This is a genomic window from Caballeronia mineralivorans PML1(12) (genome assembly GCF_001028175.1).
GTDB classification, from domain to species: Bacteria; Pseudomonadota; Gammaproteobacteria; order Burkholderiales; family Burkholderiaceae; genus Caballeronia; species Caballeronia mineralivorans.
Map to the genome: position 1 here is coordinate 16,543 of NZ_AEJF01000141.1, position 24,992 is coordinate 41,534.

General features: G+C 60.5%; 23 protein-coding genes and 2 pseudogenes. 13 read left to right on the forward strand and 12 right to left on the reverse strand.

Annotated elements, in window-relative coordinates; translation table 11 throughout:
* Positions 1-346 precede the first annotated feature (346 nt).
* The 4 genes from EOS_RS22800 to EOS_RS22815 all read left to right on the forward strand — a co-directional run bounded on the left by EOS_RS22800 (position 347) and on the right by EOS_RS22815 (position 4,478).
* A complete protein-coding gene (locus EOS_RS22800; RefSeq protein WP_047848982.1) occupies positions 347-2,269 on the forward strand; it encodes a hybrid sensor histidine kinase/response regulator in 1,923 nt (640 codons plus the stop codon).
* 301 nt (positions 2,270-2,570) lie between these two features.
* Positions 2,571-3,176, forward strand: a complete 606-nt coding sequence (locus EOS_RS22805; protein ID WP_235442929.1) for a superoxide dismutase — start codon at positions 2,571-2,573, stop codon at positions 3,174-3,176.
* A 75-nt stretch (positions 3,177-3,251) separates the two neighbouring features.
* A complete protein-coding gene (locus tag EOS_RS22810; RefSeq protein WP_047848984.1) occupies positions 3,252-3,755 on the forward strand; it encodes a DUF3455 domain-containing protein in 504 nt (167 codons plus the stop codon).
* Between the two features lie 54 nt (positions 3,756-3,809).
* Positions 3,810-4,478: a YceI family protein gene (locus EOS_RS22815; RefSeq protein WP_047848985.1), complete on the forward strand. Its 669-nt coding sequence runs from the start codon at positions 3,810-3,812 to the stop codon at positions 4,476-4,478.
* 17 nt (positions 4,479-4,495) lie between these two features.
* Here the strand turns inward: EOS_RS22815 and EOS_RS22820 are convergent, their stop codons facing one another.
* Together EOS_RS22820 and EOS_RS22825 are read right to left on the reverse strand one after the other, a co-directional pair.
* Complete coding sequence (locus EOS_RS22820; RefSeq protein WP_047848986.1) at positions 4,496-5,647, reverse strand: DSD1 family PLP-dependent enzyme; 1,152 nt, start codon at positions 5,645-5,647, stop codon at positions 4,496-4,498.
* A complete protein-coding gene (locus EOS_RS22825) occupies positions 5,644-6,315 on the reverse strand; it encodes an HAD-IA family hydrolase (protein ID WP_047848987.1) in 672 nt (223 codons plus the stop codon). The genes EOS_RS22820 and EOS_RS22825 overlap by 4 nt, the downstream gene beginning before the upstream one ends.
* Positions 6,316-6,392: 77 nt before the next feature.
* Here EOS_RS22825 and EOS_RS22830 point away from each other — a divergent pair, with 77 nt between their 5' ends.
* Positions 6,393-7,340, forward strand: a complete 948-nt coding sequence (locus EOS_RS22830; protein WP_047848988.1) for a LysR family transcriptional regulator — start codon at positions 6,393-6,395, stop codon at positions 7,338-7,340.
* A 102-nt stretch (positions 7,341-7,442) separates the two neighbouring features.
* On the forward strand, positions 7,443-8,624 hold the full coding sequence (locus tag EOS_RS22835) for a pyridoxal phosphate-dependent aminotransferase (RefSeq protein WP_047848989.1): 1,182 nt from the start codon (positions 7,443-7,445) through the stop codon (positions 8,622-8,624).
* Positions 8,625-8,652: 28 nt separating this feature from the next.
* Here the strand turns inward: EOS_RS22835 and EOS_RS22840 are convergent, their stop codons facing one another.
* The 4 genes from EOS_RS22840 to EOS_RS22855 form a co-directional block, all read right to left on the reverse strand.
* A complete protein-coding gene (locus tag EOS_RS22840; RefSeq protein WP_047848990.1) occupies positions 8,653-9,144 on the reverse strand; it encodes an Lrp/AsnC family transcriptional regulator in 492 nt (163 codons plus the stop codon).
* A gap of 233 nt (positions 9,145-9,377) precedes the next feature.
* Positions 9,378-10,670: an MFS transporter gene (locus EOS_RS22845; protein ID WP_235442926.1), complete on the reverse strand. Its 1,293-nt coding sequence runs from the start codon at positions 10,668-10,670 to the stop codon at positions 9,378-9,380.
* Positions 10,671-10,783: 113 nt separating this feature from the next.
* On the reverse strand, positions 10,784-11,599 hold the full coding sequence (locus tag EOS_RS22850; protein WP_047848992.1) for a citryl-CoA lyase: 816 nt from the start codon (positions 11,597-11,599) through the stop codon (positions 10,784-10,786).
* A 9-nt stretch (positions 11,600-11,608) separates the two neighbouring features.
* Positions 11,609-13,174, reverse strand: coding sequence for a class I adenylate-forming enzyme family protein (locus tag EOS_RS22855; protein WP_047848993.1), 1,566 nt, complete (start codon positions 13,172-13,174; stop codon positions 11,609-11,611).
* Positions 13,175-13,497: 323 nt separating this feature from the next.
* Here EOS_RS22855 and EOS_RS22860 point away from each other — a divergent pair, with 323 nt between their 5' ends.
* The 3 genes from EOS_RS22860 (at position 13,498) to EOS_RS22870 (ending at position 16,883) form a co-directional block, all read left to right on the forward strand.
* The gene (locus EOS_RS22860; protein ID WP_047848994.1) at positions 13,498-14,310 is read left to right on the forward strand and encodes an IclR family transcriptional regulator; all 813 of its coding nucleotides are present in this window, start codon (positions 13,498-13,500) and stop codon (positions 14,308-14,310) included.
* Positions 14,311-14,466: 156 nt separating this feature from the next.
* Positions 14,467-15,663, forward strand: coding sequence for a M20 aminoacylase family protein (locus EOS_RS22865; RefSeq protein WP_047848995.1), 1,197 nt, complete (start codon positions 14,467-14,469; stop codon positions 15,661-15,663).
* Positions 15,663-16,883 carry a diaminopropionate ammonia-lyase gene (locus EOS_RS22870; protein ID WP_047848996.1) on the forward strand — a complete coding sequence of 407 codons (1,221 nt, stop codon included), beginning with the start codon at positions 15,663-15,665 and terminating at the stop codon, positions 16,881-16,883. Before EOS_RS22865 ends, EOS_RS22870 begins: the two co-directional genes overlap by 1 nt.
* Here EOS_RS22870 and EOS_RS22875 read toward each other — a convergent pair.
* Positions 16,880-17,821 (reverse strand): LysR family transcriptional regulator, encoded by a 942-nt coding sequence (locus EOS_RS22875; protein WP_047849033.1) that lies wholly within the window; start codon positions 17,819-17,821, stop codon positions 16,880-16,882. The two genes, EOS_RS22870 and EOS_RS22875, sit on opposite strands and share 4 nt — an antisense overlap.
* A gap of 108 nt (positions 17,822-17,929) precedes the next feature.
* Between EOS_RS22875 and EOS_RS22880 the strand changes: the two genes are divergently transcribed.
* Positions 17,930-19,441 carry a CoA-acylating methylmalonate-semialdehyde dehydrogenase gene (locus EOS_RS22880; protein WP_047848997.1) on the forward strand — a complete coding sequence of 504 codons (1,512 nt, stop codon included), beginning with the start codon at positions 17,930-17,932 and terminating at the stop codon, positions 19,439-19,441.
* A gap of 127 nt (positions 19,442-19,568) precedes the next feature.
* On the opposite strand, the gene tssJ is transcribed toward EOS_RS22880, so the two are convergent.
* The 3 genes and pseudogenes from tssJ to EOS_RS22895 all read right to left on the reverse strand — a co-directional run.
* Positions 19,569-20,252 carry a type VI secretion system lipoprotein TssJ gene (gene tssJ / locus EOS_RS22885; RefSeq protein ID WP_235442927.1) on the reverse strand — a complete coding sequence of 228 codons (684 nt, stop codon included), beginning with the start codon at positions 20,250-20,252 and terminating at the stop codon, positions 19,569-19,571.
* 17 nt (positions 20,253-20,269) lie between these two features.
* Positions 20,270-21,238, reverse strand: a complete 969-nt coding sequence (gene tssG, locus EOS_RS22890; protein ID WP_047849035.1) for a type VI secretion system baseplate subunit TssG — start codon at positions 21,236-21,238, stop codon at positions 20,270-20,272.
* 74 nt (positions 21,239-21,312) lie between these two features.
* Positions 21,313-22,083, reverse strand: a pseudogene (locus EOS_RS22895) (type VI secretion system baseplate subunit TssF); the annotation flags it as partial.
* Between the two features lie 28 nt (positions 22,084-22,111).
* On the opposite strand from EOS_RS22895, the pseudogene EOS_RS45705 reads away from it, so the two are divergent.
* From EOS_RS45705 to EOS_RS22910, 3 genes and pseudogenes are all read left to right on the forward strand, one after another.
* Positions 22,112-22,822, forward strand: a pseudogene (locus EOS_RS45705) (AAA family ATPase); the annotation flags it as partial.
* Positions 22,819-23,244, forward strand: coding sequence for a type VI secretion system baseplate subunit TssE (gene tssE / locus EOS_RS22905; RefSeq protein ID WP_047848999.1), 426 nt, complete (start codon positions 22,819-22,821; stop codon positions 23,242-23,244). The pseudogene EOS_RS45705 and the gene tssE, both read left to right, overlap by 4 nt.
* Positions 23,245-23,420: 176 nt before the next feature.
* Entirely contained in the window at positions 23,421-23,774 is a 354-nt protein-coding gene (locus EOS_RS22910) for a DOPA 4,5-dioxygenase family protein (protein ID WP_047849000.1), read from the forward strand.
* 19 nt (positions 23,775-23,793) lie between these two features.
* On the opposite strand, the gene EOS_RS48785 is transcribed toward EOS_RS22910, so the two are convergent.
* Together EOS_RS48785 and EOS_RS48225 are read right to left on the reverse strand one after the other, a co-directional pair.
* Complete coding sequence (locus tag EOS_RS48785) at positions 23,794-24,324, reverse strand: helix-turn-helix domain-containing protein (protein ID WP_268760349.1); 531 nt, start codon at positions 24,322-24,324, stop codon at positions 23,794-23,796.
* Positions 24,306-24,710: a cupin domain-containing protein gene (locus tag EOS_RS48225; RefSeq protein ID WP_268760348.1), complete on the reverse strand. Its 405-nt coding sequence runs from the start codon at positions 24,708-24,710 to the stop codon at positions 24,306-24,308. The genes EOS_RS48785 and EOS_RS48225 overlap by 19 nt, the downstream gene beginning before the upstream one ends.
* Between the last annotated feature and the right edge of the window lie 282 nt (positions 24,711-24,992).

Below are 24,992 nucleotides of genomic sequence, written 5' to 3' on the forward strand. Positions count from 1 at the left end.
GCTCCCGGCGATGTTCGCGGTGTCGTTTCGGGCAGGGATGCGCCGGGCCGGATACCAGAATAATCATAGAGTCCGGCTGGCCGCCGCTGTGTTCCCGACCGATTTCACCCGCGCAATGGGAACAGCTCTTGCGTAAGCCGGCAGAGTCCTTTGCGGCCCGCCTCTAACGTCTCAGCAGAGTTAGCCTGCGCTCACCGCGGCTGCGGCGTCGAAACGTCTATTGCTTGGGGTTATCATCGGACACCTTATTGCCTTGTCCCCAAATTCAAGGTGAACCGCATGCGCCGCTTTACGCATCGCATTGCCCTTAATTACAATTAAATTACGACATGTGGGACCCGGAACAATGAAAGCCGAAGACAGCGGGAGGTCTCGTAATCTGAGCGACGAGCAACGTTTCCAACTGCTCGTCACGGGCGTCAGCGACTACGCAATCTACATGCTGAACCCTGAAGGGTTTATCAATAGCTGGAACGCCGGGGCGGAAAGGTTCAAAGGGTATGTCGCCGAGGAAATCATCGGTCAGCATTTCTCCGTGTTTTATACGGAGGAGGACCGGCGCAACGGCAAGCCGGCCCGGGCACTACAAACTGCGCGGGAACAAGGCAAGTTCGAAGATGAAGGCTGGCGGGTGCGAAAAGACGGCACGCGATTCTGGGCGAATGTCGTGGTCGATCCGATTCGGGATCATTCAGGCGAGCTGATCGGCTTTGCCAAGATCACTCGCGACATCACCGAGCGTAAAGCGGCTGAGGAGGCGTTGCGCGAGAGCGAGGAACGCTTCCGCCTGCTCGTCCAGGGCGTGACCGACTACGCAATCTACATGATCTCCCCGACTGGCGAGATCACGAACTGGAACGCCGGCGCCGAACGCATCAAAGGGTACAAGCGCGAGGAAATCGTAGGCTCGAATTTCGCCGTCTTTTACACGGAAGAAGACCGCGCGAGGGGCATGCCGGCCCAAACGCTGAAAACTGCGTCAGAGGAAGGCCGCTTCGAACAGGAAAGCTGGCGCGTGCGCCGGGACGGAACGCGGTTCTGGGCGCATGTTGTTGTAGACGCGATTCACGACGACGAAGGAAAACTGCTGGGTTTCGCCAAGGTCACACGGGATATTTCAGAGCGCAAGCAGGCGGCGGAAGCCCTGGAGCGGGCCAATGCGGCGCTTTTCCAGTCGCAGAAGATGGAAGCGATCGGCCAGCTCACCGGGGGTATTGCCCACGACTTCAATAACCTGTTGGCGGTTATGTTGAGCAGCGTGGATGTGCTTGCCACGCGAGCGCAGAACTATGCCGACATCAAAGTGCTGGACGCCATGCGGCGCGCCGTGGAGCGCGGTGCGCTCCTGACCCAGCAGCTGCTTTCGTTCGCGCGCCGGCAACCCCTCATGGTCGAGAGATACGACCTAAACAAGGTGATCGGCAGTTTCGAAGCCGTGCTGCGCCGTGCGGGCAATTCCGCCATCGAGATGGATATACGTCCAGCCCACGACACCAGGACCGTGTTGCTCGATGCCGCCCGGTTCGAGGCGGCGCTGCTGAATCTGGTCGTCAATGCGCGCGACGCAATGCCCGATGGCGGAAAGCTGGTGGTCGCCGTCGAGAACGTCGAGCTCGGCGCAGGCCAGGTCGGGAATCTGGTCCCGGGTGCCTACGTCCGGGTATCCGTTGCCGATACAGGCTCCGGCATGCCGCCGGCAGTCGCGGCACGCGCCTTCGAGCCGTTCTTTACGACCAAGGAGGTTGGCAAAGGCACGGGGCTGGGCTTGAGCCAGGTCTATGGGTTCATCGCGCAGTCCGGCGGCGACGTGACGATCGACAGCGAAGAAGGCAAAGGCACGACCATCAGCATGTACCTGCCCGTGGTTGAAGGGGAGCCGGACGATGTGATTGCCGTGGCCGGAGCGCGCGTGGATACGGTGCTCATCGTGGAAGATGAGCCGGACGTGCTGGACGCGGCGGGGCAGCTTTTCCGCAGCATAGGTTACGAGGTTGTGACGGCAACCAATGGCGTCGACGCGATGGCCATGCTTGAGCGCCGGACCGACATCGACATTCTATTTACCGACGTAGTCATGCCGAAGGGCATGAACGGTATTCAACTGGTGCGCTCGGCGCGCGAGCTTCGGCCCGATCTCAAGGTGATACTGGCGTCGGGGTATCCGCTCTCGGCTTTGCGCGAGCAGTACGGTCGTATCGACGATTTCGCCTTCGTCAACAAGCCGTATCGCCTGGCCGAACTCGCCAAGGTGCTCAGGGCGGCGGGCTAAGAAGGGTGGCGCCGCGATATCGCAAGAATCGCCGCGGGCGATGGAATAGACGCCGGGCGTGGGGTGTTGTGAAAGTGCAGCCAGGACAGACCGGCGGACCGGTGATGGCTGCGACCACTCCACACTTACGGGTTCCACCATGCTCAATTCGCTCATTTCCCGTCGTCGCCTGATTGCAACCGGATCGCTGGCGTCGGCCAGCGTCGCATTTTCGAAGTTGGCGTTTGGCGCCAGCACGCAAGACGCATCGGCCGCATCGCCAGCCGAGTCGAAAGCCACGCTCAGCGTCGTTCCCGCTTTCCTGGGCTCATCGCCGCAAACGCTCCCGCCCTTGCCTTACGCGGACAACGCGCTCGAGCCGGTGATCTCGGCGCGCACGATCGGGTTCCATTACGGCAAGCACCATCGGGCGTATTTCGACAACTTGCATAAGCTGCTGGCCGGCACGCCGCTGGCGCAGGCGTCGCTTGAACAAGTGATCATGCAATCCCACGATCAACCCGCGCTCGCCGATGTTTTCAACAACGCCGCGCAAGCCTGGAATCACAACTTCTACTGGAACTCGCTCAGCCCGGTCGCAACCCAGCCGAGTGAAAAACTCCAGGCGGCAATCATGCGCAAGTTCGGTTCCACCGAGGCGTTGACGAAGGCATTGGTCACGACGTCGGCGTCGCAGTTCGGCAGTGGCTGGGGCTGGCTGGTGGTCGACCAGGGCGAGCTTGCCGTCGTCAAGACGAGCAACGCGGAAACGCCGTTCACGCGCGGCCTCGCGCCGTTGTTGACGGTGGACGTGTGGGAGCACGCGTATTACCTGGACTATCAGAATCGTCGTCCCGACTATCTGTTCGCGACAGTGTCGCGTCATTTGAACTGGGCGTTCGCGTCGGCTAATCTGGATCGGGTTTGAGCGGACTCCAAGCGCCGCGTGAGCAACGCTGCCGCGGGCGCACTATCTATCGTTATTCATTCCAGTGGGGATTTCATGTTCACTAATTTCAACCGTGCGAAGCGCGTGACCGCTGCGGTAGTTGCTTGTGTTGCGAGTGCTGCGGCGTCCGCTGCGACTTCTATCGATCCGCCTCAGGCGGAGCGGGTCGTGACAACAACCGCTTCCGGCGTGCAGGTGTATTCATGCGAGTACGATGCGCAGCATCATCTCGCCTGGGTGTTCAAGAGCCCGCAGGCAACGCTCTACGACACCAGCGGCCACGCGTTGATCATGCACTCGGCGGGGCCGTCGTGGGAGGCGGAGGACGGCAGCCGGATCGTGGGACACGTGATCGCGCAAACGCCGAGCGACACCGCCGCCAGCGTGCCGCAGTTATTGCTTGAAACCCGCAGCACCGCGGTGACCGGCATGCTGTCGGTTATTCGCTACGTGCAGCGTGTGAACACCGTAGGCGGCGTGATGCCGGCCGCACCCTGTTCGACCGAACACCAGGTGGGCGCGTCGCCGTATCTCGCTAACTACATTTTCTACAAATAGCATAGGCGCTCATGATGGCGCGCACCCGGACGCAGACCTATTGAAAGGATAACCATGCATGACTCCAGATTCCTGTCGGGTATTCGCAAGCTTCGCGCGGGTTTGCTCATTGCAGTGGCCATATCGATGTCGGCCTGTACCGCACTGAGCGTGGTGACACATTCGGTGTCGCCTGATGAAGCGAGCGTTCCTGCCGGTCGTTATCAACTTGACCCGCATCACTGGAGTGTCAGTTTCGATGTGGCTCACCTGAAGTATTCGCGCTTCGTCATGCGCTTCGACAAGACGACGGCGCAACTGAACTGGGATGCGGCCGGCATGGATCACAGCACGGCGACGGTGGATATCGATGCAACCAGTCTCGATACCAACGTCCCGCTCCTCGACAAGATGGTCAAGGGCACGGACCTACTTGACGTCGAACGTTTTCCGACCATTCACTTCGTGAGCACGGCATTCAAACGCACCGCCGACAACAAGGGTGAGCTGACCGGCGACCTGACCATTCATGGCACGACGCGCCCCGTCACGCTCGCGGTCACGTTCAACGGGCACGCGCCGAATCCGCTCACCAAGCAGCAGACATTGGGCTTTGCCGCCGACGGTCATTTCAGCCGTGCGCAGTTCGGTTTATCGACGTGGTATCCGGCTGTGGGTGACGATCTGCATGTGGCTATTCAGGCCGAGTTTGTTGCGAACGCACCGGAAGCGGGTTCATCCTGAGCGAAGGTTTCGCCGCTCTACCAACCGTAAAAGCGGTTCCATACGGCGACCTCTCCTTCATCCGATAGCGCCTGATAGGCGGGGAATTGCGCGCCTGTCGCGCATGCGTGATTCGGCAGGATCAAGAGGCGCGTACCCACCGGCAGATGAACGGAGATGTCCCTGTCCGGATGATCGACGTTAGCGAGAATCCCATGCTCCTGGTTCGCGCCCGTGAGCATATAGCCATCGAGCGGGGCGCCATCGAGCGTGCATGGCTGTCCGTAACCGTAGTCGTGCGTTTGCTTCGCGGTGCCACGATCGCGGCTCATCGCCATCCACCCTGCATCGAGAATGGCCCAGCCTTTGTCCACCTGATGACCGATGACCGTCGTCAACACGCTCAACGCAAGATCGCCGGTTGTGCAGACGCCCACGTTGCGCATGACCAGATCGAAGAAAACGTACACACCGGCCCGCACTTCCGTGACGCCTTTGAGATGTTGCGCGGCTAGCGCCGTGGGCGTGGAACCGACGCTCACGACGTCGCACGGCAAACCTTCATTGCGCAAGCGCCCGGCGGCACGCACGCAACCCGCGCGTTCCTGTTCCGCCAGCGCGGCGAGCGCGTCGGGCGTGTTGAGGTCGTAGCTTGAACCGGCATGGGTCATCACGCCACCGAGACGTGCGCCGTGGTGACTGCCGCCGTTGCCATCGCCATGCAGCATCCGTCCGATATCGAGCAAGCGGGGTTCATCGGGCTGGACGCCGGAACGATGACCGTCAGTATCTATTTCGATCCACACCTCGAAGGACTCACCATGAGTGCGGCCGAACTCCGCGACGGCTTGCGCGGACTCGAGGTTATCGACGATCAGCTTGAGATCGCAACCCGCGCGCCGTAACGCCAGCGCCCTGGGCAGTTTCGATGCAACGATACCGACGGCGTACAGGATGTCGCTGAAGCCTGCCGCGAAAAACTGCTCGGCCTCCTTGAGCGTGGACACCGTGATGCCGCGAGCGCCTGCATCGCGCTGCGCTTGCGCGACCTCGACGCACTTCGCCGTTTTCACATGCGGACGGAACGCGACACCGAGCGTGTCCATCCGGCTCTGCATGCGTGCGATGTTGCGTTTCATGCGCACCCGGTCGATCAATGCAGCGGGAGTTTCGATCTGATCCAGAGTCATGACGTGGACGTTCCCTTCGATGAGTTGAACCCGCGCAGCCAGGGTAGTAGCGCGTCGAGCGTGGGTGCTTCGAGCTCGGGTGCCTGTGCGCCTTGCACGAGTTCAAGACCCACGCGGTTATGCCAGTAGGTGCGCAAGCCGGTCACGGCCGTGCCGAACATGTCGTAGCTTGAACCGGCCACGAACGCCGCCTCTTTCGCGTTGACCTTCAAGCGGTCGAGCGCCATCTGATACGGTCGCGGGTCGGGTTTGTAGAAGCCCGCGCTTTCGGCGGTCACGATCACGTCCCAGTCGACGTCGAACAGACCGGCGGCCTGCTCGCCGAGACGCCTGGAGCAGTTGGTCACGATCGCCAGCCTGCAGTGCGGTGCGAGCTTGCGCAGCACTTCCTTCGTGCCGCTCCATGGCGCGAGTTGCAGCCATTGCGCTTCGAGCACGCGGGCGGCCGATTCACGCAAGCCGACCTGCACCGCGGCCTGGCGCACGAGTTCTTCGTAGGGAACATAGGCACCGCAGCCGTAGGTCAGGCGCAGGTATTCCGCGCGCCAGGCGCGGCCTGTGGTTTCGCTGCCGGCTGCTCGATTCCACAGGCTCCATGAATCGAGCAACGCGGTCAGCAGGTCGAACAGCACCGCTTTTGGATAAGTTGGGGTAGATTGATTGAGCATGATGGAAGCGACTTTACTGGTGAAAGCCTAAGCTGTGTTTAAATCCAGCCACATCAATCCTTAAGCAAAATTGAACGATGGAACTCGCTGATCTCAGGCTTGTAACCATGCTGGCGCGCTCGGAATCATTGAGCGCGGCGGCGCGGGTTCTCAACGTGACGCCGTCGGCGCTCTCCATGCGGCTCAAGAAACTGGAGAAGACGCTGGGCGTGACGCTCGCCACGCGCGATGCCCGGCATATGTCGCTGACCGCGGACGGCGCGAGGCTGGCGCGCGAGGCGCAAGGGCTGTTGAGCGCTATCGAGGCACTCCCCGACACGTTCCGTGAACAGACCGCGCAACTCGCCGGACACATTCGTATTGCCGCGCCGTTCGGTTTCGGACGCGTGCATATTGCACCGTTGCTCGCCCGTTTCGCACGGGCGAATCCCGGAATTCGCCTGCAACTCGATCTACTCGAAACGCCCTGGCCGCACAGTCACGCCGCCGATGTCGTGATCCAGATCGGCACGGTACGCGACTCGTCATGGAGCGCGCGGCCCTTGCTCGCGAACGAGCGCTGGTTGTGTGCGAGTCCGGGGTATATCGCGGCCCGCGGTTATCCACGCGAACCACGCGAGATCCTGGAACACGATTGCATTTGCATCCGCGAAAACGATGAAGACGTGACGCTCTGGCGGGTGCGTCGACGGCGCTCGGAGGCGGGCAGGGAAGCGGGCAGGAAGCCGTCTGCGCCGACTACGCTGCGCGTCACGCCGGCTTTCACCACGAACGATGGCAGCGTCGCGCGCCGTTGGGCAGAGGAAGGCCTGGGGCTCGTGCTGCGCTCGCAATGGGACGTGGCGGATGCGGTCGCGGCGGGTAGGCTGGTGAGGCTTCTGAGCGATTGGGATTTCGGCAGCGCGCCGGTGATCGCGCTGGTGCCTACGCGCAAGGGGCGTTCGCTGCGCATCCAGGCGTTGTTGAGTTATCTCGCGGCGAATCTTGGCGCTGAGGTTAGCGGCGAGATGCCGAAAGGCCACTGATTTGGCGGCTTGACGTCTTCGTTCTGGCGGCATTTATAATCGACGGGATCGAGTTCAATCATCGCGTGTCGGCTCGCTCGTCACGCTTCAGGGAGTGGCCGCATGAAGTATTCGAACCTCGTCGAGCGCCTGCAAGGCAAGCGCACCGCTGCATGGGAAATTCACCACGCCGCGCAGCAGGCTCTCCATAACGGCGAGGACGTCATCGTCCTGAGCGTCGGCGATCCGGACTTCGCTACACCCGAAGTGATCGTCGACCGCGCGGTGGCAGCGCTCCGGGACGGCGACACTCATTACGCGGAAGTGATAGGGCGCGCGCCGTTGCGTGCGGCTATCGCGCAGGATCATTCGCGCCAGACCGGCAATAGCGTTGACGCGAGCAATGTCATCGTGGTCGCGGGCGCGCAGAACGGGCTCTTCGCAACGTCCTTGTGCCTGTGCGAAGCAGGCGATGAGATCATCGTGCCCGAGCCGATGTACCTGACCTACGAGGCCAGCGTGCGCGCATCCGGCGCAACGCTGGTGCCTGTGGCCGTGGATCCGGCACGAGCATTTCATCTCGACTGCGCGGCGCTCGAAGCAGCCATCACGCCGCGTACCAAGGCGATTTTCTTTGCCACACCCTGCAATCCGACTGGCGTGGTGATGCCGCGTGAAGATCTCGAACGCATCGCGGAATTGGCCCGAAAGCATGACTTCTGGATTGTCTCCGACGAGGTCTATGCGGACCTGACCTTCGACCGGGAGCACGTGAGTATTGCTGCACTGGAGGGCATGGCGGAGCGCACCGTGACCCTCGGCAGCTTGTCCAAGTCGCATGCAATGCCCGGTTGGCGCGTGGGCTGGGTGATCGGGCCGAAGACGTTGATCGAACATCTTGGACGGCTCGCGCTCTGCATGCTCTACGGCTTGCCGGGCTTCATCCAGCAAGCCGCGTTGACGGCGCTTGAGAACCGGGCGCAGATCGTGGCGGACATGCGCGAGATTTACCGGCGGCGGCGCGACATCGTGTTCAATCGTCTGCGCGACGTGCCGGGCTTGCATTGCCTGTTGCCCGAGGCGGGCATGTTCATGATGGTCGATGTGACCGGCACGGGCCTGGACGCTTATGAATTCAGTTGGCAGCTATTTCGCACGCAAGGCGTCTCGGTACTCGATGCCAGCGCATTCGGCGAGACGGCGAACGGGTACGTGCGGCTGGGTTTTGTCGTCGATGAAGCGCGGCTCGCGCAGGCTTGCGATCGTATTGCCGCGTTCGTGGCGGGTTTGCAGGCGAAGGGTTGAACAGATCGCGCGGCGTTGGTGAAGTGCGCTAAGCCAATCCGCCGCCTGATTCCTCCGGGTCGTCGATCGAAATCTTCGTCTCGAACTTCGAGCAGTTCATCGCGAAGTTGCTTTTGAAGTTGCGCACGTTGTTGTTGGACGAAAACAGCCGGCGGGTGAACGCGTGATAACGCTCCATGGACGCCGAATTCACGATCAGCAGAAAGTCGAACTCCCCCGACACTTCGTAGCACGCCATTACATCGCCTTCGGCCATCATGCGCCGCTCGAACGCGCGCAATAGCGCGTCGTTCTGCTTGTCCAGTTCCACCGATACAAAAACGGTCAGCGGCCGGCCAACTCGCATGCGATCGACAATCGCGACCTCCTTCAGCAACACACCGTTTGCCCGCAACTGCGCGATCCGGCGCTGGCAGGTCGCGACCGATGCATTGGCCTCGGTGGCGATAACGCGTAGCGGCGTAGCCGCGTTGTCCTGCAGCAGGTTGAGGATTCGAACGTCCAGCCGGTCGAGTGCCATGCGGTGTCCTGGGATGAACGCAGCGTCCGGCGAGTCGAGGAGGTGTCGCGCTGCGGGTAAGGTCGTGCGATTTTACGCGACCTTCGCGTTCATCAGCCGCGGCCCGAACGAAAGACGGGCGATGGTCAGGTGGCGCGTATGAAGTTTTTATTGCGCTCCGTGACCGGTGCGGGAGGATGCCGCGGACCTCATGAAGCGGAGCGCAGCTTGGCCATGCATACGCCCCGGTCTTGTCATTTCCCCATCAGACCCGGCGACGGCGAGACGGGAACGGATTCACGCGGAGACCGGACGCTGCGCCTGAAGATCATCGTGAGCGTAGCCGCGAGAAGCAGGAAGCCGGACAGGGCCAACAGCGAACCGCTGTATCCCAGCGTGGTCTGCTTGAGCCAGCCGACAAGGTAAGGGCCAAAGAATCCCGACGAATTGCCGATCGATAAAATCAGGCCAAAGCCGCCGGCGGCTGCGCGGCCCGTGAGAAATGTCGACGGTAGTGCCCAGAACGTCGCAAGAAAGCCGAATGCGCCAATCAGCGCGACGGTCAGTCCGATCATGATGAAGATGCCGTCATGCGCCAGGCTGCTGGCAGCCATGGCGAGCGCGCCGAGCAGACATGTCGCGGTGACGTGCCAGACACGCTTGCCAGTGCGGTCGGAACTCCGGGCCCAGAGGATCATGGCGACCGCGCCCAGGAAGTTCGGTATGGCGCTGACGAGGCCAACCTCGACATTGCTGAGACCCAACGATTTCACGATCTGGGGCATCCAGTAATACACCCCGTTGAGCCCGATCAAGCCTGTCAGATACGTGCACGACAGGATAACGACACGCAGGTCCGTGAGGGATTGGCCCAGGGTCATGTGACCGGTGGTTTCAATCCTCGCGCGTTCGAGCTGAAGCTCCGATTCGATCCAGGCCTTCTCTCCGGGGCTCAGCCATTTTGCTTTCGATGGAGAGTCTTTCAAGGTGAAAAGGCAAAAGATCCCGAGTGCCACCGCAGGGATGCCCTCGAGCAGGAACAACCACTGCCACTGTTTCAGGCCCCCGAGGCCATGCAAGCTAAGGATCGCACTGGACAGGGGACCGCCGATCACCGCCGCCAGGGGAACCCCGAGAAGGAAGGTGGCGATCGCCTTGGCTCGCCACCGCGCTGGAAACCAGTAACCGAGGTAAATGAATATTCCCGGAGCAAACCCGCCTTCAGCCACGCCGAGCAGAAAACGCGCGATCATCAATTGCGTGGGCGTGCGCGCGAAGGCACATACGACGGTCATGATGCCCCAGGTAACCATGATCCGGGCAATCCAGATTCGGGCGCCGAACTTTTGCAGCGCCAGATTGCTGGGAATCTCGGAAATGCAATAACCGATGAAGAAGACGCCGACCATCCATCCGAAGCCGGTGGGCGTAATGCCCAGATCCTTGTTCATCGTGAGCGCGGCGAAGCTGATATTCGTCCGGTCGATGTAATTGACAAGAAAGCAAAAACACACGAACGGCAGGATGCGACGGGCGACCTTCCCCATTGTTCGCTCCTGGCTTACCCCATCTTCGTAAGCATCCGCTGAAACAGAATTCACGACATGTCTCCCCATTGTCTGGATTATCTTTGATTGCGTTACCGACAGCCGGTTATTCGCTATTGACTATTGGTCCGGTCGGCTTGTGGCGGGACAAACGGAATCGCTTCTTCCACGGTGTCCCAAATGAAACGTCCGGACGGACACTCTTGCTCCTCGACAATGTGCGAGACCAGGCCGGCAGCCCGCGAAATGACAGCGAAGCCTCGCATGGCATCGGTGCGGACACCCACTTCGCCCAGCAACGCGGCTACAGCGCCTGTCGCGTTGATCGTGATGGGGCGACCGAATACTTCATTAATAGCGGCGGAAAACTGCTCGAGCATGGCTACCTTCTCGCCCGAGAGTTCAGGCTCGGCCTTGGCCAGTTCCAGCAGCTTGTAAGCACGCGGATCGACGGGCTTATGGAGATGGTGACCGAATCCGGGGATGGCCTTGCGCGCTTCCTTATGCTGCCGTGCGATAACCAACGCTTCCGCATAGGGGGCATCAGCAGCCAGCAAATGATCGAGCAGGCGAGAGCAGTTCTCCATCGTACCGACAAACTGGCTGCCCACCGCCAGCAAGCCGGAAGCGACCGCACCCTGAAGGTTTTCGGGTGCACTCATGTACACGAGACGGGTAGCGATGGAACTCGGCGTGAGGCCGTGCTCCATCAGCACGACCAGCACCATGTCTACGATCCTGACATCGACGGCGCGCACGGGGCCGCCAAGAATCTGCATCAACAGGACCTCGGTGAAGGTTTTTTTTCCGAGCAGGTCGTCGACAAGATTGGCGTTGCCGTAGTGGAGTGTCGTCAGCGTATGCGTGCAAAGTCGCGTGACCGGCGGCTCGCGGTCGGATGGTTTAGCGGATTCTGTAGCGGATGTCATAGCATTCCCTTAGGCGTCGACATGTGACGCAATGTTCGATAAAACGTCTTCACGAACGGCGTTCTTCAGCACTTTTCCGATCGAGGAGCGTGGCAGGTCATCGTAGAAATGAACGTGCTTCGGCGTATGTACCGGGCCCAGCTTTTCTCGCACGAACGCGGACAGTTCAGCCTCGGTGACAACCATGCCGGCGCGCAGTTGTACCGCCGCCTGCACGGCCTCCCCCCATTTGTCGTCAGGAATGCCAAATACAGTGCATTCGTGAACGGCCGGATGCTGACCCAGCGCATTTTCGACATCGACCGGATAGACATTAAAGCCGCCGGTGATCACCAGGTCGCGGATTCGATCTTTCAAGTAGAGGAAACCGGACTCATCGATAAACCCGCGATCGCCGGTATGCAGCCAACCGTCGATAAGCGTTTCCGCGGTTTTCTCGGGCAGATTCCAATACCCCGTCATCAGCAGATCACCGCGGGCTACGACCTCACCCACTTCACCCGGAGGCAGTAGCCGGCCTTCCGGAGACATGATCGCGACGTCGCTGAACCATGTCGTTGCGCCAACGGACGACCATCGCTGCGGATCTTCGAAATCTTCGGGGCGCATGACCGTCAGGATCTGTGGCGCTTCGGTCTGGCCGTAAGTTGTTCCCAATACCGGTCCGAAGAATGCGCGCACTTCACGAATCTTTTCGGAAGGCATTGCCGCGCCGCCATAGATCAGGCGCCGAAGATTCGGAAAGTCCCCTCGCGAGATACCGGGTAGGGCCATCAACATGTAGACCAAGGTTGGCGGCATGAAGCTGACCGTTCCGGCGCGATCCCGAAAAGCGTTGCGCACAGCTTGCGCGCCTGCTTCCGGGAGAATGACGTGGCATCCGCCCTGGGCAAGAATGGGCAGGATGTACGTAGATGTGCCGTGGGTGATCGGTGCGCCCACGATATAACGGTCATGTTCGTCGAAGCGCCATGCCTGGATCTGGTTCGTCACATTTGCCATCCATGCGCGATAGGGTTGCATCACGCCTTTGGGCGTGCCTGTCGTACCGCCGGTAAACTTGATGGCTTGCGTGGCGTTGCCGGGTAGATCGAACCGGCGTGGCGACCAACCCGCGTAGGCGGCAACGAGATCGTGCAACCGGGGTTCGAGGGCTTTCTGATTCTCTTCCCGCCGCTCGGATGGATTCGCATGATCACCGTAGCCTTGGCAGAGGATCCGGCTTGCCGTTGCATCCGCGACCAGGTCGACGTACGCCGTATCCACCACCAGGATGGTGGGTTGCGTCGTATCGACAATCCGCTGGATCTCCGGCTGAGTGCTGCGCGGATTGAGCGGTACCCAGACCTTTCCGCTGGCAAGCACTGCGAGTAGCGCGATCAGATGTTCCGTGCTGTTACCGGCACAGATGCCGACACGGCTCTGCAAGTTCGGATCGATTTCCTGAAAGGCTGCGGCCAGCGCCGCAACTTGCTGCCCGAGTTCGTCGTAACGTACAGCTCCATCGGGCGCGTCGATTGCAATGCGTGTAGGCCACCGGCGGGTGGCACGCCAGAAAAAATCGATCGGATACATGCTAAGGAATCCTTCGAGACGCCGTGTGGCTGTCTCCTGTTGTGCGGGCTGGATGTTCCGGAGCGATCGACGGCCTATGTTCCTGTACCGCCGATGTCCCCTCCGAGTGATAGTCATTCTCCACATCTACTGGGCGATGGGAAAATCATATCGTTCATTAGACGGACGTTTATGAGGCTTCTCGACCTGAAGGATGTCGGTGTTTTCCCTGCTTGCGGATGGATTTTTAGGTACAGGGTTATGTCATCGCGGCTTAAAACACGATGGTATAAGGGATTTACTCTGGCATACTGGCTCGCATCCTCCACGTGCTCATTCCTGCCATGTCTTCTAGAATCGCCAGCCAAATCGTTCAGCAAGCGGACACTATGAGCGACCCGGATAACGCGGGCTCAAGGACCCTGCGCCGGGGTTTGGATGTGCTGGAAGTGGTACTGAGTGCAGGCAGCGAAGGCGTTCGTGTCATTGACATCTGCCGCCGCTGCGCACTGGAGCGCGCGACTGTGTACCGCCTGTTGCAGACGCTCATCAACGAAGCTTATGTCGAACCGAGCGGTCGATATCGATACGTGCCTGGAAAGAAAGTGAACCAGTGGCGAGTCGAAAGCATGTTGACCCAGTCAGGCATCGCTGCACGCCTTGAACCTGTTCTTCAGCATGTCAGCGCCGTCAGCGGCGACGCTGCATTCGCTATCGTCCGGGAGGGCGGCATGTCCTCGTGCATCGCCCGGCAAGTGGGAACCTACCCCATCCAGATACTCGCGGTGCAGGTGGGAACGCGGCAACCATTGGGTGTGGGCGCCGCGGGCCTCGCGCTTCTCGCGGCTTTACCGGATGAGGATGCGGAGGCCGTCATCGCGCAACACGGCAATATGCTGTCGAACTATGGTGGCATGACGCAGGACCGGCTGCGGCTTCTGGTCAAGGCATGCCGGGAGCGCGGGTGGTCGGTGATCGGCAATCATGCGGCCAAGGGCGCGATCGGCGTGGGGATGGCGGTCTGCGATCGTCGCGGAAATCCGGTTGCAGCCGTAAGCGTGGCGGCACCTATCGACCGGATGCCCCGCCCAAGACAGGAGTTCATCGTCGGCGCTATTCGATCTGCGCTCAAAACAGTTATTGGGCAGGGGCTTTGAGGTATGCCGTCATTGCCGGCTCTATCCCGCAAGTTGGCATCGCCAGTTCAGGCCCATAAATAGAATGAAATTATCGAAGATTGCCGTTTCAGTGAGATTTTTTCTCAGCCGACGGTTCCTATACTGGAGCACGGCAGGCATACAGGGAGAAACGCGATGGACACGACCAACGCGGCGTTGGACTTCGATCGGCAATTGACGCAGTGGCGACACCGGTTTCATCGCGCGCCCGAAACGGGTTTCGAGGAACATGAAACGAGCGCGTTTGCCGCGAAGGTGCTTGGAGGATTCGGACTTGAGGTGACGCGGGGTATCGGCGGGACGGGTTTTGTCGCGAGTCTGTCCTGTGGCGATGGTCGCGGCGTGATCGGCCTGCGCGCGGAGATGGACGCGCTCAACATCCATGAGCAAGCGCCGGAACGTAGCCACGCCTCCATTCGCGCGGGCAAGTCCCATGCTTGCGGCCACGATGGCCACATGAGCATGGTGCTGGGCGCGGCGAAGCTTTTGTGCGAGCGGCGCGATTTCAACGGCACCGTGCGTTTCATCTTCCAGCCGGCCGAGGAACACGGCAAAGGCGCGAAGGCGATGATCGCCGACAAGCTGTTCGAACGCTTCCCCGTCGATGAAATCTACGGCGTTCATAACATTCCAGGTCTGCGTGCAGGACACATCGCAACACGGGCTGGTGGAATCATGGCCAGTGAGGATAACTTCGTTATCCGTATCAATGGACGTGGTGGCCACGCGGCACGGCCGCATATGACCATCGATCCGATTGTGATTGCGGCAGAGGTCGTGCTTGCTTTGCAGACGGTGGTGTCGAGGAGTGTGGATCCAGGCGTACCCGCGGTGATTTCCTGCACGGAGTTGTTCACCGATGGCATCCGCAACGCGATTCCCGGACAGGTCGTGATCAAAGGCGATACACGCAGCTATACCCCTGCTGTGCAGCAGTTGCTCGAGGCCCGGATGCGCAGCATTAGCGAAGGTATTTGCGCGGCTCACGGCGCCGAATGTACGTTCGAATACACGCATGAGTTCGTTCCCACTGTGAATACGCCGGAATGCGTTCCGACGGCGATCGCGGCAGCGACGGCAGTCGTGGGCGCGGCGAACGTGGATGGCAACGTGGCCCCCATGATGATTTCGGAAGACTTCGGCGCATTCCTTCAGGTCGTACCCGGTAACTTTGCGTTCATTGGCAACGGTGCTGAAGGTGAGCCGGGTGCGACACCGCTTCACAACGCCCGATACGATTTCAACGATGCGGTCTTGCCTATCGGAGCGCGTTATCTAGCGGAGATCGTGCGCGCGAAACTGCCGATCATCCATCACCAGAGGAAAGTTTGATGCTGCACCATAACGCCAACGCGCGCCGGGGTCGTTACGACGATTCGCTTCGCGAGATCCTGAACATTCAAGCCGCCGATGAAAGCCGCGCGTGGTTATCGACGTGGGAGGGACTGAACGCTGGTTCGACACCGCTATGGGACCTGCCCGACCTTGCTGCACGGCTGCGTGTTGGCTCGATCAGCGTCAAGGATGAAAGCAATCGCTCTGCGCTTGGCAGCTTCAAGGCGCTGGGTGCACCGATTGCGCTGATCCGCTTGATCCGGCGCCTGTGGCCGGACCAGGACTTCGTTCCGGCGAAGTTGACCGCCGGGCACTACAAGGCGTTGCTGCAGGATTTCACCGTCATCAGCGCGACCGATGGCAACCACGGCCGGGCGTTGGCTGCGGCTGCGCGTAGCATCGGTTGCAAGTGCGTGATCGTGCTGCATCGCCATGTGAACGACGAGCGGCGAGTCGCCATAGAACAGTTGGGCGCGCAGATCGTGCAGATCGAAGGCAACTACGACGAGTCGGTAAAAGAGGTCGCACGGCGGGCCGGCGAGCACGGCTGGCACGTCGTCTCCGATACCTCCTATGACGGGTACGAAACCATCCCGCGCGACGTGATGCAGGGATACGGCACGATTGCCGCCGAAGCCATCGAGCAACGCGATAAGGGTTCTTACACGCACGTCTTTATTCAGGGCGGTGTTGGCGGACTGGCGGCCGGCGTCGTAAGTTATTTCGCCGAGCATGATGGCGACCGACGCCCGCAATGCGTGATCGTCGAGCCGGGACAGGCGGATTGTCTGTTTCAAAGCGCGGTGCAAGGACAGGCGGCGCGCGCGACGGGCTCCGTTGATTCGATCATGGCCGGCCTTGCTTGCGGAGAAGCGTCACCGCTGGCATGGCACTTCCTGCACGTGCTCGCCGATGTCTTCATCACCATTCCCGACGATGCCGCCATCGAGGCCATGCGGATTTTTGCGGCGGGTTCCGAGCGCGATGTTCCGATTGTGGCGGGGGAGTCGGGCGCGGCGGGCCTTGCCGGACTTATTCAGGTGGCAGGCAGCGCGGAAGATCGAGCCGCGCTTGGGCTCGGTATGGAATCTAACGTACTGCTGCTGAACACCGAAGGCGCCACTGCGCCGGAGTTATATCGGCAACTGACAGGATTGCGCGCCGATGACGTGCTGGAGACGCAGCAACGGTGGCTCGGACAGCAAAAAAGGCTCTAATCGGAGAAACCGTTCTCGAAGGTCTTGCGCAGATAGGACACAAACGCGGTCACCGCACGGGGCACATGCGACGCGTAAGGCCGAACGACGTATAGCTGCTCGGCGAATACACCCCTGGGTTGCCACTCCGGCAACAGCCGGATCAATTGCCCGGCGCGCAGTGCAGCCTGCGCGCTGAAATCGGGCAGCAGCGCAATGCCGAGATCATCGAGTGCAGCGTCGCGTAAGGTTTCGCTATTGTTCGCAGAAAACGGGCCGGTGATCGGCACGGTTACGCGGCTGGCCGCTGTCTTGCGTCCCGTCGTGCGCTCGAACGTCCAGGCGGGGGCCTCTTGTGCACGCGGATAGAACAGGCAGTCATGCGCGGCTAGCTCTTGTGGCGCGGCGGGCGTGCCGCGCCGCCGCAAATAAGCGCGCGTCGCCACGATTACCGAGCGCGTCGCGCACAGGGTCCAGGCCACGTGCGTCTCAGGCGCGGCCGCGCTATGACGGATCGCGAGATCGAAACCCTCGCTGGCGAGCGAACTGATCCGGTCCGACACTTCGAGCTGCACGCGCACTTCCGGATTTGCCCGAAGAAAGGCCGACAGATGCGGCACAAGCTGCTGCCGCGCGAACGCCACCGGGGCGGTGACGCGCAACACGCCGCGCGCGATACCCGCCGAATCGCGCACACCTGCGAAACTTTGCGCAATATCCGCATACTGACCGCGGGTTTGATCGACCAGACGTTGTCCCGCCTCGGTCAGCCGCACGCTGCGCGTTGTGCGCTGCACCAGCGACACCCCTGCTGCGCGCTCCAGTTCGGCGATCCGTTGGCTCATGGCGGCCTTGCTCACGCCCAGCCGCGTGGCGGCACGGGTATAACTCCCTTGCTGCGCGAGAATGGTCAGCCAGTAGAGATGGGTCCAGAGCGACTCGACGCGTTGCGTTTCCATATCTTCATTGTTCACCATAGAAAACAATCATTTCAATCATAACGTCTTTGCAGACGCGCCCGGCGTTCTTACACTCTGAGCATTCCCAACTCATTCAGGTGCCTCATCATGCAAAGCTTCAGCGATCGCGCGGACGTCGGCCACTTTATTCAGGGTCGCCGTGTTCCCGGCACGGGCAGCCGCACCCAGCCGATCTTCAATCCCGCGACCGGTGAGCAAGCACGCACGCTGCGTCTGGGCGATGTCGCCGATGTCGACGCCGCCGTTGCCAGCGCAAAGAAGGCGTTCGTGGCCTGGAGCGAGACGCCGCCTATCCGGCGCGCGCGGGTCATGCTGCGTTTTCTGGAACTGATGAATAAACACCGCGACGAGCTCGCCGCGATCATCACCGCCGAGCACGGCAAGGTGTTCAGCGACGCGCAGGGTGAAGTGTCGCGGGGTATCGACGTGATCGAATTTGCATGCGGCATTCCGCAGCTTTTGAAGGGCGATTACACGGAGCAGGTATCGACGGGTATCGATAACTGGACGACGCGTCAGGCGCTTGGCGTGGTGGCTGGCATTACGCCGTTCAACTTCCCGTGCATGGTGCCGTGCTGGATGTTCCCGGTTGCTATCGCGGCGGGCAATGCGTTTGTGCTGAAGCCGAGCGAGCGGGATCCGTCGGCGGCGCTGTTCATGGCGGGGTTGTTGCAGGAAGCTGGGCTGCCCGATGGCGTGTTCAGCGTGGTGCAAGGCGACAAGGTGGTGGTCGATGCGCTGCTCGTGCATCCCGATGTGAAGGCCATCAGCTTTGTCGGTTCAACGCCGATCGCGAATTACATCTATCAGACAGGCGCGCAGCACGGTAAGCGCGTGCAGGCGCTTGGCGGCGCGAAGAATCACATGGTCGTGATGCCGGATGCCGATCTCGATCAGGCTATCGATGCACTGGTTGGCGCGGGATATGGGTCGGCGGGCGAGCGCTGCATGGCGATCTCGGTGGCGGTGCTGGTTGGCGATGTGGCTGACAAGCTGATTCCGCGGCTTGCCGAGCGGGCACGCACGCTGATCGTGAAGAACGGCATGGAAGCCGATGCTGAAATGGGTCCGATCGTCACACGTCAGGCGCTAGAACGCATTGAAGGTTACATTGCGCTGGGTGTGGAAGAGGGTGCTTCGCTGGTGGTCGATGGGCGTGGGTTGAAGGTGCAGGGGCATGAAGCGGGCTTCTTCACGGGCGGTACGTTGTTCGATCATGTGACGCCTGAGATGCGGATTTATAAGGAAGAGATCTTCGGACCGGTGCTGGCTTGTGTGCGGGTCAAGGACTTTACCGAAGCGGTTGATCTGATCAATGCGCATGAGTTTGGTAATGGGGTCGCTTGCTACACGCGCGACGGGCATGTTGCGCGCGAGTTTGGACGGCGGATTGAAGTGGGCATGGTCGGGATCAATGTGCCGATTCCAGTGCCGATGGCATGGCATGGTTTCGGTGGGTGGAAGCGCAGCCTGTTCGGCGATATGCACGCGTACGGCGAAGAAGGCGTGCGGTTTTATACGCGACAAAAGTCGATCATGCAGCGGTGGCCGGAGAGCACGGAGAAGGGCGCGGAGTTTGCGATGCCTACGGCGAAGTGAGACGGAGATTTTGGGTCGCCGTTGCTGGCCGCAGCGGTCGGCTTAGGTTAAGTTAAGTTAAGTTAAGTGGTTTTTCCAGTTTCACCGGTTGGTTAGACGGGCAGTCGTTCGTCTAACCGACGCGCAATCAGGCGGGCCGCGCCCAATCATCTTTTATGGGCGCAGCTTTGCTTACCGGTTCTATCTGCAGTGTTGCATTCGGTTTGACGGGCCGCGCCGCGCCGGGATTCGTGGGTTGCGGGGTGTTAGCCGCCTGCGGTGCGCTGTGCCGCTTGACGACCTCGGTGCCAATGCCAGCCACACTTAACGAGCTGTCCTGCACCTCGACCTTGACCGGATCGGTCTTCTTCCACTGCTTCTTCGGCAACACCAGCTTCCACTTCGCGTTCCGTCCATCGTCGCGGAAGAATGCAACGATGTCGACGTACTCCGCGTCGTCGCTCATCGGCTCACTGATGCTGGCGTTCGCATTGGGCCGGAGCACAAGATCCGTCGACCCAAGCAGGTCAGCCTTCAGTGCGTCCATATCATTTGTCTGCAACTGCGCGTAGTCGAGTTGATCGAACGCTTGCGGTGTCTTCAGTTGATAGATTCGCACCACGGTCGACAACGATTGTCCGGCGCCGTTTGTATTCGACGAAGACCGGCTGACGAAGTCGAGATTCATCGTTTTCACCTGTGTGGTGAATGCCCATTTCGCCGCGTCCACAGTTCCGCTCTTCACTGCTTGCCCCACCCCGCATCCCGCGAAAGTAAGGATGGCGCACGCCGCGGCGGCGAGTTGCGTCTGTCGGATCATCGTGGGGTTCATGCTCGCATTCCATTGTTTTAATGTGTTGTACGTGTGTTCGCGGTTCGGCCGCCCCACGTGCCAAGTTGCACGCGGGTGATGGCACCTGTCGCATAGGGCCGTTCAGCTTGCGCGAGTTGGGTTGTGTAACCAAGGCTCACCTGATCCGATGAAAGCTCGGCTCTTGGCATCAGGTCGGGAGCGACGTGCATCTCCAGATGCGCGTTCGCTTCGTAGCCGAGATAGAAGCGCAGCAGCGCCATGATTTCGCCGTGCACTTGATGACCAGGCGTCAGGCCCAATACCGATTCGGATGTTGTTGGCGCGATCACGACGCGCGCGCAGTTGCCGCGATCGTAGAAGCCGCGCCCCTGCACGCAGTTTTCGCCCAGCGCCGTGGGCTCGAACTCGTTCAGCTGAATCCATACCGGATGGAGTTCGGTGACCGTGATCGTCGCATCGGGCACCGCGTGTTGCAGCACGCCCGCCAGTCCTTCAGCCGTGCGCGTGCGTTGACTGGCGAGTCCAAGCATCGACAGGAGCTTGCGGGTGCCGACCGTCTGCTCGATAGCGGCATTGCCAATGCCCAATCCCACGAGACTGACCAGGCAACGTGAGACGTTGTCTGTGCCGCCTTTCTTAAACCCTGCCGGGAACCGATACTTGCGCCACGCCCGATAAAACTGCGTGGCTATCCGATGATGGAACGTGTCCAGAAACGCCGACAACGGCTCAGCGCCGTCGCGGTTCTGCGCGACTTCATCGATGAAATACGATGGCATGCGGGCGTCGACGCCATAGAGCCCGAGGAACGTCGTGCGGATGGCTGGCGGTTTCGATCTGTCGTCATAGTCGAATTCGACCGCATCGATTTCCTTGTTCGGAAACCCGAGTCGAGCGCGCGAGCGAAAGCGCACCGGCTCGTTTGCCAGAGAGTCGGTTGAGCCGAGCGGAGGCAGATTTGGCGCGACCAGTTCAAGCAACTCGCAAAAGCGCATGAAGTTCATGCGTGTCGCGTCTTGCAGCAAAGCGGGCAGCAGGACACGCTCCTCAAGCACTGGAAACTCTCGATGTGGCGGGTTCAAAATGGCGCTCCTTCGGCTTTGTTATCGGGCCACGTTATCCGTCGTCCCGTTGGTAACGATACGACGACAAGCTTCGTATAGATATTCATAGTCGCGTACAGCGCGAAGAAGCGGTTGAGCATCTCGCCGAACAATGCGAGATCGCCGTCGCCTGCGAACTTGTCGCTGTTAAGCGTGACTTCGATTTCCACACCGCGCAGCAAGCCACCCTTGACGAGTTTTTGTAGGGGCCGATGTTTGACGTCGATAATCGCATCGATACGCCGCCGGTTCAGCTCGCCATCGGTCCAGTCGTAGAGCGCAAGACTGCCGCGCAGGATCTTTGCATCCAGCAGAGACAGATAGTTCGGCGCCAGATGCGAGAGCACACGCCAATGAAAGCGGTCTCCTGTCGGCGGATAAACGGGCAAGATCGGCGCTGTGAGATTTCTCACCGATGCGACGTTCGTAAAGCCGCCGCGTGTGCGGTTGATACTTGCCTCGCGCAAGCCCTTGCGCGGCAGCATGCCGTTCGTGCCTGTCACCGACAGTGATAGCGTTTCCTCGGGCAGCGTGGTCTCGCCTTCCCACGCATGCCCGCCGAGTACAACCCACGTGTCGAACCGTCCTGACGGGCCGCGCCTTGCGCGGGTATGGAAATACCGCTCGGGCATTTCATGTCGCAACATGCCGCCGCGATGCCGGAACGATGCAAACGGCGCGTACTCGAAACGCGAGCCGTTGGAGGTTTCGAAGCCGACGACGGAATCGACTGAATACGCTTCGATAAATTCGCCGCCCGTCTTCACCGTATGCACACGGTATCAAGAAGCCCACACGGTGTCCCAGCTCAAGGGCTCACCGCGGGGATATGTGGGTTACGGGCAAGGTGGTGTGCTGACCGAAGCTGTGCGCCGGTGTCCTTACAGCGTGATCCTGCTCGATGAAGTGGAGAAAGCGCATCGCGATGTGTTGAACGTCTTCTACCAAGTCTTCGACCGCGGTTTCATGCGCGATGGTGAAGGGCGTGTGATCGACTTTCGCAATACGGTGATTGTGACGACATCGAACCTGGGTAGCGAGCAGATCATGGCCGCGCAGGAGGCCGTTGTCGAAGCCGGTGGCGAAGTCACTACCGGCATGCTGATGGAAGCGATTCGGCCGACGCTGATCGAGCACTTCCAACCTGCGCTGCTCGCTCGCTTTCAGACGGTTGTGTACCGACCACTTTCGTCAGACGCCATGATCACGATCGTACGCATGAAGCTCGCCAAGGTGGCGCAGCGCATCGAGCGTAAGTTTAATGCGCCGCTTATCTGCGACGACGCGCTGATCGGTGAACTGGTGCGTGCCTGTCAGTTGCCCGACTCGGGGGCGCGCAATATCGATAGTTTGCTCGACCAGCAGATCCTGCCTGTGCTGTCGCGTGAATTGCTGATGCGTGTGTCGCAATCAACCGCGATTGAAGCGATCAGGCTTTCCTATTTCGATGAGACTGCGGCGAGCACAAGCGGGGCCAGCGCATGACGCGCGGCGGTCCTGGGCTTTTCGAAGCACTGACAGGCCATTTTGCCAATGGCGATCCTATCGGCTTGTACGATCGGAACCAGCAAACGTTCCTTTCTGTGCGCGACAATATCCAGCGTATTTTGAATAGCCGTCGCGAAAGCCTCGCGCACTTGCCTGACTATGGTCTTGGCGATCTGTCGAAGATTTATCGGCACACGCCGGCCTCGGCGCATACGCTGAGGCGCGAGATTGAAGACACTTTGCTCAAGTACGAGCCACGCCTCAAGTCGATCGCTATTTCCAGCACCGATCCTGAGGAAAGTCTGCTGCTGAGTTTTACGATGTCCTGTGAACTGCACCAAGCGGGACTTGTGCGGTATGGCACGTATTTCACGGCTGACGGACAAGCACGGCTTACAACCCATGGAGACATCGACTGATATCAGGTCTTTGGTACCCGTCTTGATGTAAAGCTGATTTTTGGGTACGGACGACCCCGAACAGTGACAATCACCCGGACAGGGACCAATAAAACTAAATAGAATATCTAACCTAGGTAGTCCACTGTCCCGCCGGCAGAACCTCAACACTGTTCATCAGCACGAGCGAAATCTCCATGACCCTTCCCAACACCCCGGCAATCCAGACCTGGCATGCCCACGTCTACTTCGATGCCACCAGCCGCGACGCCGCCTGGCAATTCCGCGAGGAAATCGCCAAGCATTTCGGCGATGCCCTGCAACTCGGCCGGTTCCACGAAAAACCCGTCGGCCCGCACCCTAAATGGTCGTATCAACTCGCCTTCGAGCGCGCGCAGTTTGCCGATATCGTGGAATGGCTGACGCTGAACCACGGCTCGCTGGATGTTTTCCTCCACCCGAATACGGGCGATCCGCTGCGAGATCATCGAGACGCTGCGGTTTGGATCGGCCACTCGCACAAGCTGGTGCTCGATAGCTTCATGGCCTGATTGAAGCAGTCCGCCCCAATCAAGAACCCCGCGCCTGCCTGAACCCGCCCGGTCCAACACCATACGTGTCTTTAAACTTCTTGCTGAACGCCGATTCCGACTGATACCCGACATCGTCGGCAATCTCCGCAATGCTCTTCGATGTGCGCGTCAGCAAGGTCCCCGCAAGCTGCATGCGAATGCGGGTGAGCAGGGTCATCGGCGAGTCTTCTGTCAGCGCGCTGAACGTTCGCATGTAGGTCGCGCGTGACATCGCCGATTGTTGCGCCAGCGTCTCGATGGTCCATCGCTCAGCCGGCCTTTCGAGCATGGCGATCACCGACGCCCCAAGCCGCGGATGCGCGAGCAGCGCGAGCACATCGGTCGTGGATGGCTGCTGCTCGAGGTGCGCTCGCAGCAACAGGGTGAACAGCGCGGTAGAGAGCGCTGACACGATCGAAAACGCGCCGGGCGCTGCCTGACCCGTCTCTTTGCGCATCATGTCGACCATGCGCGTGAGGTCAGGCACATCGTCGCGAGCAAAGGACATTTTCACGAGATCCGGCAGCACGTCGATGAGCAATGCATTAGCCGCGTAATTAAAGCGGCCGCATAGCAAATCGAGGCTCGCAGCATTCGGCCGCAATTCGTGCGGACTGTCACCACACCGTTATGGCGGCTCTCCATCTCGGCCTGTTCGCTTCCGTCAGCCGGTTCAAGACCCTGCAGCACATGGGCGTCGCCGCGCGGCAACATGACAATATCGCCCGTTTCCAGAAGGACGTCCTCCTCCCCGCGGACCTTGAGGAGACAGCTTCCGGCGAGCACCACGTGATATACCGCTTCGCTCGGCGGAGCCGGCGGATGGTCCAGTTCCCACTGGCCGCTAAGAAGGCAGCGCAGGTCGAGCGCGCCTTGCAGGCGGGATAACTGGATCAGTCGGTCGAGTGCATCCATGGTTGAGCTGAGAGACGCGAGAGGCACGCGATTAGAGGCGGCGTAGCGATCTTACCGGAGAACGCAGCGATGGATTCTCGGCTTGAGTTCGCGCGGAATTCACCGTTCTGCCACGGTTTGCGTGCAATAAAACCCGAGCAATGAGACGAACAAGCATCGATTCGAGCCGGTCCGGCATGGCGATTCAGCGCGCGCCAGCCTACATTTAGCTCAGGGCGCAGGCGGGGTTGTATCGAAGATAACCCGCTCTCGCGGCATGGAGCGAAACGTCCAATACCGGCA

Bases quoted from the DNA above. Each gene is read 5' to 3' on its own strand.
- EOS_RS22880 (WP_047848997.1), top strand. From the start codon at position 17,930: ATGCAAAGCTTCAGCGATCGCGCGGACGTCGGCCACTTTATTCAGGGT.
- tssJ (WP_235442927.1), bottom strand. From the start codon at position 20,252: ATGAACCCCACGATGATCCGACAGACGCAACTCGCCGCCGCGGCGTGC.
- EOS_RS22825 (WP_047848987.1), bottom strand. From the start codon at position 6,315: ATGCTCAATCAATCTACCCCAACTTATCCAAAAGCGGTGCTGTTCGAC.
- EOS_RS22800 (WP_047848982.1), top strand. From the start codon at position 347: ATGAAAGCCGAAGACAGCGGGAGGTCTCGTAATCTGAGCGACGAGCAA.
- EOS_RS22810 (WP_047848984.1), top strand. From the start codon at position 3,252: ATGTTCACTAATTTCAACCGTGCGAAGCGCGTGACCGCTGCGGTAGTT.
- EOS_RS22815 (WP_047848985.1), top strand. From the start codon at position 3,810: ATGCATGACTCCAGATTCCTGTCGGGTATTCGCAAGCTTCGCGCGGGT.
- tssG (WP_047849035.1), bottom strand. From the start codon at position 21,238: ATGAACTTCATGCGCTTTTGCGAGTTGCTTGAACTGGTCGCGCCAAAT.
- EOS_RS22875 (WP_047849033.1), bottom strand. From the start codon at position 17,821: ATGGAAACGCAACGCGTCGAGTCGCTCTGGACCCATCTCTACTGGCTG.
- EOS_RS22860 (WP_047848994.1), top strand. From the start codon at position 13,498: ATGTCTTCTAGAATCGCCAGCCAAATCGTTCAGCAAGCGGACACTATG.
- tssE (WP_047848999.1), top strand. From the start codon at position 22,819: ATGACGCGCGGCGGTCCTGGGCTTTTCGAAGCACTGACAGGCCATTTT.
- EOS_RS22845 (WP_235442926.1), bottom strand. From the start codon at position 10,670: ATGGGGAAGGTCGCCCGTCGCATCCTGCCGTTCGTGTGTTTTTGCTTT.
- EOS_RS22855 (WP_047848993.1), bottom strand. From the start codon at position 13,174: ATGTATCCGATCGATTTTTTCTGGCGTGCCACCCGCCGGTGGCCTACA.
- EOS_RS22840 (WP_047848990.1), bottom strand. From the start codon at position 9,144: ATGGCACTCGACCGGCTGGACGTTCGAATCCTCAACCTGCTGCAGGAC.
- EOS_RS22820 (WP_047848986.1), bottom strand. From the start codon at position 5,647: ATGACTCTGGATCAGATCGAAACTCCCGCTGCATTGATCGACCGGGTG.
- EOS_RS48225 (WP_268760348.1), bottom strand. From the start codon at position 24,710: ATGGATGCACTCGACCGACTGATCCAGTTATCCCGCCTGCAAGGCGCG.
- EOS_RS22850 (WP_047848992.1), bottom strand. From the start codon at position 11,599: ATGACATCCGCTACAGAATCCGCTAAACCATCCGACCGCGAGCCGCCG.
- EOS_RS22910 (WP_047849000.1), top strand. From the start codon at position 23,421: ATGACCCTTCCCAACACCCCGGCAATCCAGACCTGGCATGCCCACGTC.
- EOS_RS22870 (WP_047848996.1), top strand. From the start codon at position 15,663: ATGCTGCACCATAACGCCAACGCGCGCCGGGGTCGTTACGACGATTCG.
- EOS_RS22865 (WP_047848995.1), top strand. From the start codon at position 14,467: ATGGACACGACCAACGCGGCGTTGGACTTCGATCGGCAATTGACGCAG.
- EOS_RS22830 (WP_047848988.1), top strand. From the start codon at position 6,393: ATGGAACTCGCTGATCTCAGGCTTGTAACCATGCTGGCGCGCTCGGAA.
- EOS_RS22835 (WP_047848989.1), top strand. From the start codon at position 7,443: ATGAAGTATTCGAACCTCGTCGAGCGCCTGCAAGGCAAGCGCACCGCT.